The 17,254-nt window shown below is 58.7% G+C and carries 15 protein-coding genes; 14 read left to right on the top strand and 1 reads right to left on the bottom strand.

The window, feature by feature from the left end; genetic code table 11:
* Positions 1–171: 171 nt before the first annotated feature.
* The gene (locus F3J31_RS03365; protein ID WP_111964836.1) at positions 172–1,437 is read right to left on the bottom strand and encodes a dicarboxylate/amino acid:cation symporter; all 1,266 of its coding nucleotides are present in this window, start codon (positions 1,435–1,437) and stop codon (positions 172–174) included.
* Between the two features lie 430 nt (positions 1,438–1,867).
* Here F3J31_RS03365 and F3J31_RS03360 point away from each other — a divergent pair, with 430 nt between their 5' ends.
* From F3J31_RS03360 to F3J31_RS03295, 14 genes are all read left to right on the top strand, one after another.
* Positions 1,868–2,440 (top strand): spore coat protein U domain-containing protein, encoded by a 573-nt coding sequence (locus tag F3J31_RS03360; RefSeq protein WP_008500422.1) that lies wholly within the window; start codon positions 1,868–1,870, stop codon positions 2,438–2,440.
* Between the two features lie 12 nt (positions 2,441–2,452).
* Positions 2,453–3,001, top strand: a complete 549-nt coding sequence (locus F3J31_RS03355) for a spore coat U domain-containing protein (RefSeq protein WP_167211316.1) — start codon at positions 2,453–2,455, stop codon at positions 2,999–3,001.
* Positions 3,002–3,017: 16 nt separating this feature from the next.
* A complete protein-coding gene (locus tag F3J31_RS03350; RefSeq protein WP_167211313.1) occupies positions 3,018–3,776 on the top strand; it encodes a molecular chaperone in 759 nt (252 codons plus the stop codon).
* Positions 3,752–6,136, top strand: coding sequence for a fimbria/pilus outer membrane usher protein (locus F3J31_RS03345; RefSeq protein ID WP_167211310.1), 2,385 nt, complete (start codon positions 3,752–3,754; stop codon positions 6,134–6,136). Before F3J31_RS03350 ends, F3J31_RS03345 begins: the two co-directional genes overlap by 25 nt.
* Positions 6,133–7,095: a spore coat U domain-containing protein gene (locus F3J31_RS03340; RefSeq protein WP_045372554.1), complete on the top strand. Its 963-nt coding sequence runs from the start codon at positions 6,133–6,135 to the stop codon at positions 7,093–7,095. The genes F3J31_RS03345 and F3J31_RS03340 overlap by 4 nt, the downstream gene beginning before the upstream one ends.
* Positions 7,096–7,179: 84 nt before the next feature.
* On the top strand, positions 7,180–8,847 hold the full coding sequence (gene tar / locus F3J31_RS03335) for a methyl-accepting chemotaxis protein II (RefSeq protein WP_063621994.1): 1,668 nt from the start codon (positions 7,180–7,182) through the stop codon (positions 8,845–8,847).
* Positions 8,848–8,891: 44 nt separating this feature from the next.
* Positions 8,892–10,493: a methyl-accepting chemotaxis protein IV gene (gene tap / locus F3J31_RS03330; RefSeq protein ID WP_167211307.1), complete on the top strand. Its 1,602-nt coding sequence runs from the start codon at positions 8,892–8,894 to the stop codon at positions 10,491–10,493.
* A 19-nt stretch (positions 10,494–10,512) separates the two neighbouring features.
* Positions 10,513–11,379 (top strand): protein-glutamate O-methyltransferase CheR, encoded by an 867-nt coding sequence (gene cheR, locus F3J31_RS03325; protein WP_008500429.1) that lies wholly within the window; start codon positions 10,513–10,515, stop codon positions 11,377–11,379.
* Complete coding sequence (locus tag F3J31_RS03320) at positions 11,376–12,425, top strand: chemotaxis response regulator protein-glutamate methylesterase (protein WP_008500430.1); 1,050 nt, start codon at positions 11,376–11,378, stop codon at positions 12,423–12,425. Before cheR ends, F3J31_RS03320 begins: the two co-directional genes overlap by 4 nt.
* A 17-nt stretch (positions 12,426–12,442) precedes the next feature.
* Entirely contained in the window at positions 12,443–12,832 is a 390-nt protein-coding gene (gene cheY, locus F3J31_RS03315; protein ID WP_008500431.1) for a chemotaxis response regulator CheY, read from the top strand.
* Between the two features lie 10 nt (positions 12,833–12,842).
* On the top strand, positions 12,843–13,487 hold the full coding sequence (gene cheZ, locus F3J31_RS03310; protein WP_008500432.1) for a protein phosphatase CheZ: 645 nt from the start codon (positions 12,843–12,845) through the stop codon (positions 13,485–13,487).
* Between the two features lie 148 nt (positions 13,488–13,635).
* Positions 13,636–14,784 carry a flagellar biosynthesis protein FlhB gene (gene flhB, locus F3J31_RS03305; RefSeq protein ID WP_021240449.1) on the top strand — a complete coding sequence of 383 codons (1,149 nt, stop codon included), beginning with the start codon at positions 13,636–13,638 and terminating at the stop codon, positions 14,782–14,784.
* Positions 14,777–16,855, top strand: a complete 2,079-nt coding sequence (gene flhA / locus F3J31_RS03300; protein ID WP_045908197.1) for a flagellar biosynthesis protein FlhA — start codon at positions 14,777–14,779, stop codon at positions 16,853–16,855. The genes flhB and flhA overlap by 8 nt, the downstream gene beginning before the upstream one ends.
* Entirely contained in the window at positions 16,855–17,247 is a 393-nt protein-coding gene (locus F3J31_RS03295) for a flagellar protein FlhE (RefSeq protein WP_048029418.1), read from the top strand. Before flhA ends, F3J31_RS03295 begins: the two co-directional genes overlap by 1 nt.
* Positions 17,248–17,254 lie beyond the last annotated feature (7 nt).

The following is a 17,254-nucleotide window of genomic DNA, read 5'->3' as shown; positions in this document are numbered from 1 at the left end:
CTTCCGTGGCCACCCATACGTTAATGCTCGGGGCCTTCTTCGCCGCTGGATATCGCGGCGAGTCACGTAGCCTAAAACAAAGCCGGGTGGCGCTGACGCTTACCCGGCCTACGTGTTCGAGCCATTTGTAGGCCGGGTAAGGCGAAGCCGCCACCCGGCTTTTTCATGCCATTACGCTTCCTGCTTTACCAGCTCAGCTTCAGCGTCCGCTTCCCGCGCACCTTCATTCTGCGACAGCATCGCGGTCGCAATACCATTCCCCAACACGTTAATCGCGGAACGGCCCATATCCAGGAAGTGGTCGATCCCCATCAGCAGCAAAATACCGGCGACCGGAATGTTGAAGCTTGGGATCGTCGCGGCCAGCACCACCAGCGAGGAGCGCGGTACGCCCGCAATCCCTTTTGAGGCCAGCATCAGAGTCAGCATCAGCACCGTCACTTCAGAGAAGCTCAGGTGAATGTTGTACGCCTGAGCGATAAACATTGAGGCGAAAGAGCAGTACACCATCGACCCCACCAGGTTGAAGGAGTAGCCAATCGGCAGCACGAAAGAGGCGATGTTGCGCGAGCAGCCAAAACGCTCCAGCTGCTCCAGCGTTTTAGGGTAGGCCGCTTCAGAACTGCTGGTGGTAAACGCCACCAGAACTGGATCTTTCAGCATGCTGACCAGGCGGAACACCTCTTTTTTCAGCACCATGTAACCCACGGCCAGCAGCACCATGCAGGTGAGAAGAATGGCAACATAGTAGCCGCCAATAAAGGAGGCATAGTTCAACAGAATGCCCAGACCCTGCGTGGCGATAACGGATGAGATTGCCGCGAAAATGGCCAGCGGCGCAACGTACATCACATAACCCGTGACCTTCAGCATGATATGGGAAACCACGTCCAGCGCAGCCACCAGTGGGGCATTGAATTTCTGCCCCAACGACGCGCCGCCAATGCCGAAGAACATGGAGAACACCACAATCTGCAGGATCTCATTGTTCGACATCGCCCCCGCGATGCTGGTGGGAATGGTGTGTGACAGGAACGCTTTCAGCGTCATGCCCCCAACGGCCAGACCGGTATCCACCGCCTCGGTCGGGATGGTCAGGTTCAGCCCGCTTCCCGGATGCTCCAGCGTGACGATAAACAGGCCGACCAGAATAGAGAGCACGGATGAGCTGATAAACCATACCATCGCTTTGCCGCCCACGCGGCCAATGGTAGAGGTTTCGCCCAGCTTCATAATGCCGACGGTGAGCGTACTGAACACCAGGGGGGCAATGACCATTTTGATCAGTCGGAGGAAAATATCGGTCAGAAGGGTAATATTATCCGACCAGGCTTTGATGGCATCCGCAGATGCATATTCATGAATTGCTGCCCCTGAAAGAATACCCGCCAGCATGAATATCACGATGAAGAGTGTGAGTTTGTTTGCACTTGCCACGAAAAAAGACCCTCTATGCGCTTCAGATGTAGCCCGCGGCGATACATATAAATTTTTTATTACGACGCGGGAAATTATTCGGCACATAAATTGACGCAAAGCGTAGGGGGATACAACTCCTTTTTAAGTTTTATTAATTTTGTTGTTATTGCCATGACGATATATTGTGATCTGCATCACATTTTAATGGATATATTCTCAGAAAATAAATTAAAAAAGCGGAAAAAATGATTTTAACTGCATGTTATTTAAGGAAATAAGAAGTCAATAAGACAAAGTGCTTATGCGTTAAGGGGCAGGTGGTCGAAGCGATATCCGTAAACTAGATTCTCAATAACCCCCCTCAGAGGAACATTAAGCGGGGCTAACATCTTGAACGAAATAAATAAAATGTGGCAAGGGAACGGAGACGTCTTCTGGAGGGTGGTAAATGAAAAGAAAACTCCTTTTGATCTGCGCAGGTACCTTACTGACTGCGACAACGGTCCATCAGGCGCTGGCCGTCACCAGTAGCGGCACCATCGGCGCGACGCTGACACTCACGAACGGCTGTCTGATAAACGGATCGCCCACGCAAAACGGCATTAACTTCGGGACACTGGATTTCGGCACCCATCCCGCAACGTTTTCCACTCTGACCACCCAGCTCACCGGCGCCAGCGGCGGAAACACCTTCACCATTCAATGTACGACCGCCAGCTATACGGTGGCGATCACCGGCAACACCAACTCCACCGCTCCCGGTACCGTTGTTGGCACCCCAGGAACACCTGCCCGCTATCTGGTTAACACCGCCAACGCGGCTCAGGGCGTGGCGTACAGCCTGTACAGTGATAGCGGGTTTAACAGCGTGATTGCCAATAACACCGCGTTGCCGATCGCCTCAACGGCGGGAGGGGTGGACAGTTACACCCTCTACGGACGTATTACCGGCGGCGGTAACAGCGTGACGGTCGTACCCGGAACCTACACCGACACGATTAACGTCAGCGTCACCTATTAGTCCTGCACCGCCATGAAGGCAACTCTCACAGGTCTGCGCATACGCGCAGAGGGACACGTGCAGCCTTTTTTCGCGCTGATCGTCGGATTGCTGATGACGCCCGCGGCGAATGCGGTGACATCACAGTCCTTTAAAGTCAGCGCGACCATCGTCCCGGGATGTGTGGTGACCACCGGCAGCGGAGGGCTTCTCGGGACGCTGGATTTTGGCACCCATAACGGCGTCGAGAGCGCACCGTTCAGCACCAGTTTTGTGCCAAACGGGGCCTTATCTATCGCCTGCACGCCAGGCGTGGCGCTGAGCATGAGCATTAATGGCGGCCAGAATTATTCAACCGTTCGCCGCATGAAACGCTCGAACGGCGCCGACGTGGTGGGATACCGGCTTTACAGCAGCAGCTCGCTGGCCGCGAACAGCGAAATTGGCGTCAACCAGGCGATACCGGTGACCTATAGCAACAGCAATAACATCGCGCTGCCGCTTTTTGGCGTGGCGCTACTGACCGGATTTAGCCCGGCAGGAACATATTCCGATCAGCTCACTGTGACCTTGTCATGGTAATAAAGGGAGAGTGTTGATGAAGCCAATTTTCAGACCTGTTTGTCTGGCGGGCGCGTTGGGAATGGCTGTGGCAACCGGTCAGGCGCAGGCTGCAGCCACCATTCTGCTCTGGCCGATCGACCCGTGGCTTGCGGCAGACGCCAACGCCACGGAACTGTGGATCCAGAACCAGGGAAACAGCGCCACAACGATGCAGGTGCGCATTGTGCGCTGGAAACAGGAGGACGGATACGAGCGCTACACCGCACAGCAGGATGTGGTCGCCAGCCCGCCCATCGTCACGATTGGCACAGGCAGCAAGCAGCTTATCCGCCTTATTAAGCAAGCTCCCGTTCCCGCAGGCATCGAACAAGCCTACCGCATTATCGTGGATGAAATTCCTCAGCCTGATGCCAAAGCAGAACCCACCATCGGCCTCAAATTGCAGATGCGTTACTCCATTCCGCTGTTTGTGTATGGTCAGGGGATCCCGACCATAAAAGAGGGGGCGCATCACGCGCTGGTGGAGACCCGGAACCTGAGCTGGCGAGTGACGCGAACGGATGGGCAGCCGGCACTGGAGGTCCGGAATCGGGGGGATGTCCATGTCAGACTGAGCCAGGTGGCGCTGGAGCAGGGAGGACAGAAACGCACGGTTGCGGAGGGATTGCTGGGTTACGTACTTCCCGGTAGCACCCGCAGCTGGCCCGTACCCGCGGGCGTTCGTCAGCCAGAGCGGATGAGCGCGCAGATTAATGCCAGGGACGCACAATGGCAGTCGACGCCCGTCAACTGAAGCCGGCGATGATGATACTGCTTTGCGTCAGTTCCGCGACCTGGGCTGAGCCCGGCGATGACAGCCTGCCGCCGCCGCCCCAGGCACAGGCGATACATGATGAAGCGGTCTTCCAGCTTGCCCTCGTGCTTAACCACTACGACACCGGTCTGGTCGTGCCCGTGACGCAGCGTAAAGGCGCTTTCTTTATCTCCAGCGCCGACCTGCTACGCGCGGGGTTGCCACCGGAACATGTTCCTGCCGGAGAGGTGAATCTCTCTTCGCTTTCTCAGGTGAGGATCGAGTACGACAGCGCCGCGCAGCGCCTGCTGCTGACCGTTCCCCGCGACTGGGTCGCGTCCCGTGTGACGCCGTTCAGCGCGCAAGCGACGCAGGCCAAACCGCACTTCGGACGCGGCGCGCTGCTCAATTACGATCTTTACACCAACCACACGGAGCATATCGGCGGACAGGCGTCTCTCTGGCATGAGTTCCGCTACTTTAACGAGAACGGTTCGTTTTCCTCCACCGGCTATGCCCGGGAAAATTTCACCGGCAACGAGGGTCAGCAGGAGGGGTATGTCCGCTATGACACGACCCTGCTGTTCACCAATGAGGATGACGCGATGAGCTGGAGCGTCGGGGACGTGATCAGCGATGCCCTGAGCTGGAGTTCCAGCGTGCGGATGGGGGGGATCAGCGTCGGGCGGGATTTCTCCCTGCGCCCTGACCTGGTGACGTGGCCGCTGCCCGAGTTCGCCGGGGAAGCGGCGGTACCCACCTCGGTCGATCTTTTTATCAACGGGTATCGCTCCGGCTCAACCCAGCTTCAGCCGGGCCCCTTCACCCTGACCAATCTGCCCTATATCAACGGCGCCGGGGATGCGGTGCTGGTCACGACGGATGCGCTGGGGCGGCAGGTCAGCACCACGCTGCCGTTTTACGTCACCAGCGACTTGCTTAAAAAAGGGCTGAGCGACGGCGCCGTGACCCTGGGCAGCCTGCGGCGTAATTACGGTATCAGGAATTTTGACTACGGCTCGGCGGCAGGCAGCGGCTCGTATCGCTACGGGCTGACGGACTGGCTGACCCTGGAAGGGCATGCGGAAGGGGCGCAGGAGCTGGCGCTGGGCGGGGCAGGGACGGTGATAAAACTCGGCCAGTTTGGCGTGGTGAATACCGCTTACTCGCAGAGCCGCATGCGGGGGGATACGGGCGGGCAAATCAACTGGGGTTACCAGTACAGCACCAGCGAGTTCAGCGTCGCCACTCAGCACACGCGCCGTGACCGCGGTTTTGGCAATCTGGCCCTTTACGACCAGCCGACGGTGTATGACGAGAACAATAAACCCATCGCCAGCTTCAGCCGTAATACGGACCAGTATTCTCTGACCTTCAATCTGGGACAGTATGGCAACATCGGCGCGGCCTGGATCGGCGTGGAGAGTTTTGACAGTCAAAAAACCGAGCTGCTAAATCTCTCATGGAGCCGCAATTTGTGGGGCGCGAGCAGTATTTATCTCGCCGGGAGCCGGGACCAGCAGCGGGGAGACTGGACGGTCGCGCTGTCGCTGCAGGTGCCGCTGGGAGCACGCGACAGCGCCGCGTTCACCGTTGAAAACACCCCGGATGCCGGCAGTACCCAGCGCATCAACTATAACCACGCCATGCCGTCTGACGGCGGCTTTAGCTGGAACATGGCCTGGGCCAACCAGTCAAAATCCAGTGACTATCAACAGGGCACGCTGGGCTGGCGTAATAACAATATTGAACTGCAGGGCGGCGGCTACGGCGAAAGGGACATGATGACCTGGTGGGGCGAGGCGATGGGCGCAATTGTTCTGATGGACGGCGAACTGTTTGCCGCGAATAAGATCAACGATGCGTTTGTCGTCATCAGTACCGACGGTCATCCGGACGTGCCCGTCAGCTATGAGAATCAGCCCGTCGGTAAAACGAATAACAACGGTTACCTGCTGGTCAGCGGGGTGTCGGCGTATTATCCGGCTAGCTACCGCATTGATACCCTGAACCTGCCGGCGGATACCCGTCTGAAAGAGACCGAGCGGCGGATCGCGATCCGGCGTCACAGCGGCTATCTGGTTGATTTCCCAATGGAGCAGGAGCGGGTGGCAAGCGTCATTCTGCACGATGTACGGGGCCAGGCGCTGCCGGTGGGAAGCCAGGTCCGACGCGCTTCGCGCAGCAATGCGGTGGTGGGGTATGACGGCATCGCCTGGCTGGAGAATCTTAGCGATGTGAACCCGCTGGAGGTGATCGCGCCTGATGGAAAACGCTGCAGGGCTACCCTGACCGTGGGAGCCAACCCGGAGCACAAGCTGCAAACCTACGGTCCACTGGTGTGCCGGGAGGCGCCATGAAGCGCCTGCTGCTGTTGATATTGTTGCTGTTTTCCGGCGGCGGCTGGGCGGCGTGTACCGTCAGTACGGTCAACGCCTCGTTTGGCAGCGTCACGTCGTTTGCGCTCAGCGGAACCGGGGAGGTGGAAACCACCGGCACGCTGGTGGTGGCGTGCGATGCCATACTGAATCTGTTGACCAGCGACTCGGTGACGCTGACCTATACCGCGGCATCGGTCTCGGGCAGCAGTCGGGCCACCATGAAACGCACGGACAATGCGGCCATCACGGACGTGATCCCCACCCGGCTGTGCGGACTCGCGGGCTGCGCGAGCAGCAGCGAGGTACAGATAAGTAAATCGTATACCTGGAGCGGGAATACGCTGCTGGGGTTGCTGGGGTCAAAGCAGTACAACATCCCGCTCTATTTCCGTACCGTCGCCGGACAGAACGTTTCTGCCGGGCCGTATCAGGTGCAGTTAACCTTCAGCGTTAACTACAGCGTCTGCTCCGTGGGCGCGCTCGGTATTTGCACAATCAATCAGACGGGCACGGCGACGACCACCATTCTCCTTAACCTGACCGTAACCAACGACTGCAGCGCCATGACCACGCCGGACGTCAACTTCAACAGCGCGCCGCTGGTGCAAAGTTTCCCTACCGTCTCGCAGGCGATTGCCGTCACCTGTACCAAAGGCAGCACGTATACCATCGGCATTAACAACGGTGCTAACGCGCTGAATAACGTGCGCCGGATGGTAAGCGGCAGTAACTACCTGAGTTATGACATCTATAAAGAAGCCACGGGTAACCGCTGGGGCGGCAGCGGCAGCGAACGCTGGACCAGCGCGACGTCGTCGCAGGTCAGTACCGACGGTCTCCTGCGTACCTACAACTACACCGCGAAAGTGCTGACCAATCAGGCCACGCCACCCGCCGGAACCTACACCGATACGCTGATTGTCGACGTGGCTTTCTAACCCCGCGCTTTTCCCTTTCGCAAATGTAAAGTTCCTGTTGGCTGTGCCGATAACACCGTTAATAAATCTATGAGAAGGTGTTGTATGTTGAACCGTATCCGCGTTGTCACAATGCTCATGATGGTGCTGGTCATTTTCGCACTTCTTCAGCTCATCTCCGGCGGGCTTTTTTTCTCGTCATTAAAACAGAACCAGGACAGCTTTGCGGCCTCGAACGATCTCCGCCTGCAGCAGAGTGAGCTCACCTCAACGTGGGATCTGATGCTGCAAACGCGTATCAACCTGAGCCGTTCGTCCGCGCGCATGATGATGGATCCCAACAATCAGCAGAGCAGCGCGAAAACCGATCTGTTGAAAAATGCCCGTGCCACCCTCGCTGACGCCGCAAAACATTACGACGCCTTCAAAAAGATTACCCCGCAGCCTGCGATGGAGCAGGTGAGTCAGAACATTGACGAAAAATACAACGCCTACCATGCCGGTCTGGCAGAGCTGATTCAGTTCCTTGAGAGCGGCAACATGGACGCCTATTTCGCGCAGCCGACGCAGGGGATGCAAAACGCCCTCGGCGCGGCACTGGGGGAGTACGCGAAGGTCAGTGGCGATCTGTATCACTCCGCGTTTGCTGAAAGCCAGAATGACTACCGCTTTGCGAAATGGCAGATGGCGGTGTTGGCGCTGGCGCTGGTCATTGTGCTGATTGCGGTCTGGTACGGCATTCGCCATATCCTGCTGAACCCTCTCGGTCGCGTCATTGCCCACATTCGTGACATTGCCGGCGGTGACCTGACCAAAACGCTGACCGTGTCCGGGCGCAATGAGATCACCGAGCTGGCAAACAGCGTTGACCATATGCAGCGTTCGCTTATCGATACCGTCGCCAACGTGCGTAGCGGCACGGATGCCATCTATACCGGCACCAGCGAAATTGCGATGGGCAATAACGACCTCTCTTCGCGCACCGAACAACAGGCGTCCGCCCTGGAAGAGACGGCGGCCAGCATGGAGCAGCTCACCGCGACCGTGAAGCAGAACGCCGATAACGCCCGCCAGGCCTCTCAGCTGGCGGAAAGCGCCTCCGAGACGGCACAGCGCGGAGGTCGCGTGGTGGATGGTGTGGTGAAAACCATGCACGACATCGCCGAGAGCTCGAAGAAAATCGCCGACATTATCAGCGTCATCGACGGCATTGCCTTCCAGACCAACATTCTGGCGCTGAACGCCGCCGTGGAAGCGGCGCGTGCGGGCGAGCAGGGACGCGGGTTTGCCGTGGTGGCCGGGGAAGTGCGCAACCTGGCCAGCCGCAGCGCCAACGCGGCAAAAGAGATCAAGTCGCTGATTGAAGATTCCGTCTCCCGCGTGGATACCGGCTCCGTGCTGGTGGAAAGCGCCGGGGAGACCATGAATGACATCGTGAATGCTGTCACCCGCGTGACGGACATCATGGGTGAAATCGCCTCTGCGTCTGATGAGCAGAGTCGTGGTATCGACCAGGTTGCTCTGGCGGTATCGGAAATGGATCGCGTGACACAGCAAAACGCCGCGCTGGTGCAGGAGTCCGCTGCGGCGGCCGCTGCGCTGGAAGACCAGGCAAGCCGTCTGAAGATGGCCGTCTCGGCGTTTCGTCTCGCTTCACTCGCTGGAAACACGGTCACCCCGCAGGCGACGTACCGCGCGCCAGCCGCTGAACCGGCTGCAAACCGGACGCGTACCGCGACGACCGGACAAGATGAAAACTGGGAAACATTTTGACTGACAATTAAACCGCGGCTGCTTGCCGCTTGATGGGAGCGTGGATGTTAAATCGTATTCGTATCTCGACCACACTGTTTTTGATTCTGATCCTTTGCGGTGTGTTGCAGGTTGGCAGTAACGGGTTGTCTTTTTGGGCGTTTCGCGATGGCTATCAGAATTTGCAGGACGTTGAGGCGAGTAATCAGCAGCGCTCCGCACTGGCACAAACCCGTGCCGTGCTGTTGCAGGCAAGCACTGCGCTGAACAAGGCGGGAACCTTAACCGCGCTAAGTTATCCGCCGGATGACATTAAGGCGCTGATGGCCACCGCGCGCGATAGCCTGAAACAGGCTGACGCACAGTTTAAGGCCTTTACGGCACAGGCCACCGGTAGCGAGAAAGAGAAAGCGCTGAAGGACGCCATGAAGACCCATTTTGAACAGTGGTACAGCGATCTGGACCATCAGGCGACGTGGCTTGAGAACAACCAGTTGTCGGACTTTATGACCGCGCCGGTTCAGGCCTCGCAGGCCGCGTTTGACGGCAGCTTTAACGCGTGGCAGCAGGATATTAACCAGTCTGTTCAGCGTGCCGGTGACCAGAGCCGTCAAAGCTATCACATGTCGGGCGTCATCTTTGCCGTGGTGGTGATTCTGGCAGGGTTGCTGACCGGTGCCGCGCTGCTCTGGTCGCGCAGAATGATTGTGCAGTCGCTGGCCATTATCAGCAGCCACTTCGACAGTATTGCGAAAGGCGACCTGGCGCGTCCGGTGGCGGTGTTCGGCAAGAACGAAATTTCGGCGATTTTTGCCAGCCTGAAGGCGATGCAGGGATCGCTGCGGGAAACGGTATCCGACGTGCGTCAGAGCAGTTATGCCATGCACACCGGGATCTCAGAGATTGCGGCGGGTAACAACGATCTCTCGTCCCGCACCGAGCAGCAGGCGGCCTCGCTGGCGCAGACGGCAGCCAGTATGGAGCAGCTGACCGCGACGGTAAGCCAGAACGCCGATAACGCGCGTCAGGCGTCTGACCTGTCAAAACAGGCGGCGATGACCGCGAAGAAGGGCGGCGACCAGGCGTCCCACGTCGCCAGCACCATGCAGGAGATCGCCACCAGTTCACAGAAAATTGGTGACATCATCAGCGTGATTGACGGTATCGCGTTCCAGACCAACATTCTGGCGCTGAATGCCGCTGTGGAAGCCGCGCGTGCCGGGGAGCAGGGGCGCGGGTTTGCGGTGGTGGCGGGTGAGGTGCGTAACCTGGCGAGCCGCAGCGCCAATGCGGCGAAAGAAATTAAGGTGCTGATCGAAGAGTCGGTCTCACGCGTTCAGCAGGGCTCAACGCTTGTGGATACCGCGGCGAAAACCATGCACGAAATCGTCACCTCCGTGACGCGGGTGAACGACATCATGGGCGAGATTGCCTCGGCGTCGGATGAACAGCGTCGCGGCATTGAGCAGGTTGCCCTGGCGGTGAGCCAGATGGATCAGGTGACGCAACAGAACGCCTCGTTGGTTGAGGAAGCGGCAGCGGCAACCGATCAGCTGGCCAGCCAGGCGGATCGTCTGACCGGGCTGGTCGCGGTATTTAATGTGAAAGAGCACGTTGAAGCAGTAACAGAAGTCGGGCGGTCGCAGGCCGTGCCAGTTGTATCCTGAATGTAATTAAGAAGGCGCTATGACATCACCAATGCCCCCTGGGCAAACGTCATTATTGTTGCAGATGACACAGCGCCTCGCGCTGTCCGACGCGCATTTTCGTCGGATATGTCAGTTAATCTACCAGCGTGCGGGGATCGTGCTTGCGGATCATAAGCGGGACATGGTCTACAACCGTCTGGTGCGGCGCTTGCGTACGCTGGGGCTGGATGATTTTGGCCGCTATCTGAGCATGCTCGAGGCGAACCAGAACAGCGCAGAGTGGCAGGCTTTTATTAACTCGTTAACCACCAACCTGACGGCGTTTTTCCGCGAAGCCCACCACTTCCCGGTCCTGGCCGAGCATGCGCGCCGTCGCACCGGGGAGTATCGCGTCTGGAGTGCGGCCGCCTCGACGGGTGAAGAGCCGTACTCGCTGGCGATCACCCTTGCCGATACGCTGGGGATGGCGCCCGGGCGCTGGAAGGTCTACGCCAGCGATATCGATACCGAAGTGCTGGAGAAGGCGCGTAACGGCGTTTATCGCCAGGATGAACTGAAAACGCTGTCGCCGCAGCAGCTGCAGCGTTATTTCATGCGCGGGACGGGCCCGCATGAAGGCCTGGTACGCGTACGCCAGGAGCTGGCGAACTGCGTCGAATTCGCGCCCGTTAACCTGCTGGATAAGCAGTACAACGTGCCGGGGCCTTTCGACGCCATTTTTTGCCGTAACGTCATGATCTATTTTGATAAAACGACGCAACAGGACATTTTGCGTCGGTTTGTTCCGTTGCTCAAGCCTGACGGTTTACTGTTTGCCGGGCACTCGGAAAACTTCAGCAACCTCGTGCGTGAGTTTAGCCTGCGTGGGCAAACGGTATATGCGCTGAGTAAGGAAAAAGCATGAGTAAAATCAGGGTATTGTCTGTCGATGATTCAGCGCTGATGCGTCAGATCATGACTGAAATTATCAATAGCCACAGCGACATGGAGATGGTGGCAACCGCGCCTGATCCGCTGGTAGCGCGGGATTTAATTAAAAAATATAACCCCGACGTGCTAACGCTGGATGTCGAGATGCCGCGCATGGATGGCATAGATTTCCTCGAAAAATTAATGCGGCTGCGGCCCATGCCAGTGGTGATGGTCTCCTCCCTGACCGGGAAAGGATCGGAAATCACCCTGCGCGCGCTGGAGCTGGGGGCGGTCGATTTTGTCACCAAGCCGCAGCTCGGCATCCGTGAAGGGATGCTGGCGTACAGCGAGATGATCGCCGAGAAGATCCGCACCGCGTCGCGGGCGAAGCTTGCCGCCCACACGCCGATGGCCGCGCCGGCGACCCTGAAGGCCGGTCCCTTACTCAGCTCGGAAAAACTGCTGGTCATTGGGGCGTCAACCGGAGGAACAGAGGCAATTCGTCATGTACTCCAGCCATTGCCGCTCTCAAGTCCGGGTATTCTGATCACTCAACATATGCCGCCAGGCTTTACCCGTTCGTTCGCAGAACGCCTGAACAAGCTGTGCCAGATCAGCGTGAAAGAGGCGGAAGACGGCGAGCGCGTGCTCCCGGGGCATGCCTATATCGCGCCGGGCGACAAGCATATGGAGCTGGCGCGCAGCGGCGCTAACTATCAAATCAAAATTCATGACGGACCGCCGGTCAACCGGCACCGTCCGTCGGTGGATGTGCTGTTTCATTCGGTGGCGAAACATGCGGGGCGCAACGCCGTGGGGGTGATCCTGACGGGGATGGGCAACGACGGTGCCGCCGGAATGCTTGCAATGCACCAGGCTGGCGCCTGGACGATTGCGCAGAATGAAGCAAGTTGTGTGGTGTTCGGCATGCCGCGCGAGGCCATCAATATGGGTGGCGTGAGCGAAGTGGTCGATCTTAGCCAGGTAAGCCAGCAGATGCTGGCGAAAATCAGTGCCGGACAGGCAATACGTATTTGACTCAGGAGTATTATTTTATGGCGGATAAAGAGCTTAAGTTTTTGGTTGTGGATGACTTTTCCACCATGCGTCGCATTGTGCGCAACCTGCTGAAAGAGCTGGGCTTCAACAACGTTGAAGAAGCAGAAGACGGCGTTGATGCGCTGAACAAACTGCAGGCTGGCGGGTTTGGTTTTGTGATCTCCGACTGGAACATGCCAAACATGGACGGTCTGGAACTGTTAAAAACCATTCGTGCTGATGCGGGAATGGCGTCCATGCCGGTTCTGATGGTCACGGCAGAAGCGAAGAAAGAGAACATCATTGCCGCTGCACAGGCGGGCGCAAGCGGCTATGTGGTGAAACCATTCACCGCGGCGACCCTGGAAGAGAAGCTCGGTAAGATCTTCGAGAAACTCGGCATGTGAGGTGTTGGTTATGATGCAACCTGCTATGAAACCCGTTGAAGAACACTCGCCGAGCGACATCATCGTCCGCATCGGCAGCCTGACGCGCATGCTGCGTGACAGCCTGCGTGAGCTGGGTCTGGATCAGGCGATTGCGGAAGCGGCGGAAGCGATTCCTGATGCCCGAGATCGTCTGGACTACGTCGTGCAGATGACCGCTCAGGCCGCTGAACGTGCGCTGAACAGCGTTGAAGCGTCACAGCCGCACCAGGATGCGATGGAAAAGGGGGCGAAAGCGCTGACCAAACGCTGGGACGAGTGGTTTGAGAACCCTATCGAGCTGGCGGATGCCCGCGAGCTGGTGACCGATACCCGTCAGTTCCTGGGGGATGTGCCGGGTCACACCAGCTTCACCAATGCCCAACTGCTGGACATCATGATGGCGCAGGATTTCCAGGACCTGACCGGTCAGGTTATCAAGCGCATGATGGATGTGATCCAGGAGATTGAGCGCCAACTGCTGATGGTGCTGCTGGAGAACATCCCGGAACCGGCAGCCCGTCCAAAACGCGAGAACGAAAGCCTGCTCAATGGTCCACAGCTCGACGCCAGCAAGGCGGGCGTGGTGGCAAGCCAGGATCAGGTGGACGACCTGCTGGACAGCCTCGGCTTCTGATGGTCCATTCCGCCTCAGGGGAGGGATGCCCCCTGAGGCGGTTTGCGACAAAATCACCGAAAAGAGCCCGAATAAACGGGCTTTTCCCGCCATTGGATTTCCGCTGCGCTGGCATGATACCCGTGACGTAATGGGCTGAGCGTGCACAGTGGCAGAAGAGAACGACGACAAAACGGAAGCCCCCACACCCCACCGACTAGAAAAGGCGCGTGAGGAAGGGCAAATCCCCCGATCCCGAGAATTGACCTCCCTGCTGATCCTTATCGTAGGCGTGTGCATTATCTGGTGGGGCGGGGAGTCGCTCGCCCGCAAGCTGGCGGGCATGCTGTCGACCGGCTTACGTTTTGACCACAGTATGGTCAACGATCCGAATCTGATCCTCAGCCAGATTATCCAGCTGATTAAAGGGGCCATGGTTGCGCTGCTGCCCCTGATCACCGGGGTTGTGCTGGTCGCGCTGGTCTCGCCGGTGATGCTCGGCGGTCTGGTCTTCAGCGCCAAATCGCTGCAGCCGAAATTTTCCAAACTGAACCCGCTGCCGGGCATTGCGAAAATGTTCTCTGCGCAGACCGGGGCCGAGCTGCTCAAAGCCATTCTCAAATCGGTGTTGATGGGCAGCTCCGCGGGGTTTTACCTCTGGTACCACTGGCCGGAAATGATGCGTCTCATCAGCGAATCGCCTCTCACCGCGATGAGCAATGCCCTGAATCTGGTCGGACTCTGCGCGCTGCTGGTGGTGCTCAGCATTATCCCGATGGTGGGTTTTGACGTGATCTTCCAGCTCTATACCCACTTCAAGAAACTGCGGATGTCACGTCAGGATATCCGTGACGAATATAAGCAGATGGAAGGTGACCCACACGTGAAGGGGCGTATCCGCCAGATGCAACGTGCCGCCGCCCGTCGCCGCATGATGGACGATGTGCCCAAGGCCGACGTCATCGTCACCAACCCGACACACTACTCCGTTGCGCTGCGCTATGACGAAAACAAAATGAGCGCGCCAAAAGTGGTGGCAAAAGGGGCGGGGCTGATCGCTTTGCGTATCCGGGAAATTGGCACGGAACACCGCGTGCCGATCCTGGAAGCGCCTCCGCTGGCGCGTGCCCTGTACCGCCATGCGGATATTGGACAACAGATCCCGGGACAACTCTACGCCGCCGTGGCGGAAGTGCTGGCCTGGGTGTGGCAATTGAAGCGCTGGCGTCTGGCCGGCGGTCAACGGCCTGTGAAACCTGAGAACCTTCCGGTGCCTGCCGCGCTGGATTTTATGAACGAGAAGGACACTGATGGCTAATCTGGTGGCAATGTTGCGCCTGCCCGGCAACCTGAAATCGACCCAATGGCAGATCCTGGCCGGGCCGATTCTGATCCTGCTAATTCTGTCGATGATGGTACTGCCGCTCCCGGCGTTCATCCTCGACCTGCTTTTCACTTTCAATATCGCGCTGTCCATTATGGTGCTGCTGGTGGCGATGTTCACCCAGCGTACCCTGGAGTTCGCCGCGTTCCCGACCATCCTGCTGTTTACCACTCTCCTGCGACTGGCGCTGAACGTGGCGTCCACGCGTATCATCCTGATGGAAGGTCACACCGGGGCGGCAGCGGCAGGTAAAGTGGTAGAAGCGTTCGGCCACTTCCTGGTGGGCGGTAATTTCGCTATCGGTATCGTGGTGTTCGTCATCCTCGTGATCATCAACTTTATGGTCATCACCAAAGGTGCAGGGCGTATTGCGGAAGTGGGCGCGCGCTTTGTGCTCGACGGGATGCCCGGCAAGCAGATGGCGATCGACGCCGATCTGAACGCCGGTCTTATTGCCGAAGATGAAGCCAAAAAGCGCCGTGCGGAAGTGACGCAGGAGGCGGACTTCTACGGCTCCATGGACGGTGCGAGTAAGTTTGTGCGCGGTGACGCCATCGCGGGCATTCTGATCATGGTGATTAACGTGGTCGGCGGCCTGCTGGTGGGCGTGTTGCAGCACGGGATGGACATGGGCCACGCGGCGGAAAGCTATACGCTGCTGACCATCGGTGACGGTCTGGTCGCGCAGATCCCGGCGCTGGTGATTTCCACTGCGGCGGGTGTCATCGTGACCCGCGTGAGCACCGATCAGGACGTTGGCGAGCAGATGGTGGGCCAGCTGTTCAGTAACCCGCGCGTGATGCTGCTGGCCGCGGCGGTTCTCGGGTTGCTCGGTCTGGTGCCGGGTATGCCAAACCTCGTTTTCCTGCTGTTTACGGCGGCGCTGCTGGGCCTTGCCTGGTGGATGCGTGGCCGTGAAACCAAACCGGCTGCGGAACCTGTGCCGGTCAAAATGCCGGAGAATAACCAGGCCGTTGAAGCGACCTGGAACGACGTTCAGCTCGAAGATTCCCTGGGAATGGAAGTCGGGTATCGCCTGATCCCGATGGTCGATTTCCAGCAGGACGGCGAGCTGCTCGGCCGTATCCGCAGTATCCGTAAAAAATTCGCCCAGGACATGGGATTCCTGCCGCCGGTGGTACACATCCGCGACAATATGGACCTGCCGCCCGCGCGCTATCGCATCCTGATGAAAGGCGTTGAAATCGGCAGCGGCGATGCCTATCCGGGCCGCTGGCTGGCGATTAACCCCGGCACCGCCGCAGGCACGCTGCCGGGTGAGCAAACTATCGACCCGGCCTTTGGTCTGGCCGCGATCTGGATTGAAAGCGCGCTGAAAGAGCAGGCGCAGATCCAGGGTTATACGGTTGTGGAAGCCAGTACCGTGGTGGCAACCCATCTTAATCACCTGATTGGGCAATTCTCAGCCGAGCTGTTTGGCCGTCAGGAAGCGCAGCAGCTGCTGGACCGCGTCACGCAGGAGATGCCGAAGCTGACGGAAGATCTGGTCCCGGGCGTGCTGACCTTAACCACGCTGCATAAGGTGCTGCAAAACCTGCTCGACGAGAAGGTGCCGATCCGCGATATGCGCACCATTCTGGAAACCCTTGCCGAGCACGCACCGATACAAAGCGATCCGCACGAGCTGACGGCGGTGGTGCGCGTGGCGCTGGGACGGGCAATCACCCAGCAGTGGTTCCCGGGAACCGGGGAAGTGCAGGTGATCGGCCTCGATACGCCGCTTGAGCGTCTGCTGCTGCAGGCTCTGCAGGGCGGGGGCGGCCTGGAGCCGGGCCTGGCGGACCGTCTGCTGGCGCAAACCCAGGAGGCGCTGGCGCGTCAGGAGATGCTGGGGGCGCCGCCGGTGCTGCTGGTGAACCACGCGCTGCGTCCGCTGCTGTCGCGCTTCCTGCGTCGCAGCCTGAACCAGCTGGTCGTGCTGTCGAATCTGGAGCTGTCGGATAACCGTCATATCCGTATGACCGCGACGATTGGAGGAAAATAATGCGTAAGTGGCTTTGGATAGTGCTCTTCCCGCTGGCGGCGCAGGCTGCCGGGGGAGGTACCTGGCAGGCGAGCAGCATGGGGGTGACCCTCAGCAACCGCGGTGTTGCCATGTCGTCTAACCCGCTGTCGCCTTCGGAAGAGGTTTCCGGTCAGATGGGCCTTGTGGTCTGGAACTACCGGCTGATTGGCCCTACGCCAGCGGGCTTGCGGGTACGCCTCTGCTCTCAGACGCGCTGTACCGAAATCGACGGCGAAAATGGAACAACGCAGGCGTTCAACGGCGTGCCAGCTATTGAGCCTTTGCGTTTCATCTGGGAAGTGCCGGGCGGAGGACGTTTGATCCCGGCGCTGAAGGTGCAGAGCAATTCTGTCATCGTGAACTACCGCTAACACCCTG

The sequence above is a fragment of the Enterobacter sp. Acro-832 genome (assembly GCF_011752745.1).
In the GTDB taxonomy this organism is placed as follows: domain Bacteria; phylum Pseudomonadota; class Gammaproteobacteria; order Enterobacterales; family Enterobacteriaceae; genus Enterobacter; species Enterobacter quasiroggenkampii.
The sequence above is the reverse complement of the archived record's forward strand: the minus strand, read 5'-3'. Positions and strand labels throughout refer to the sequence as shown.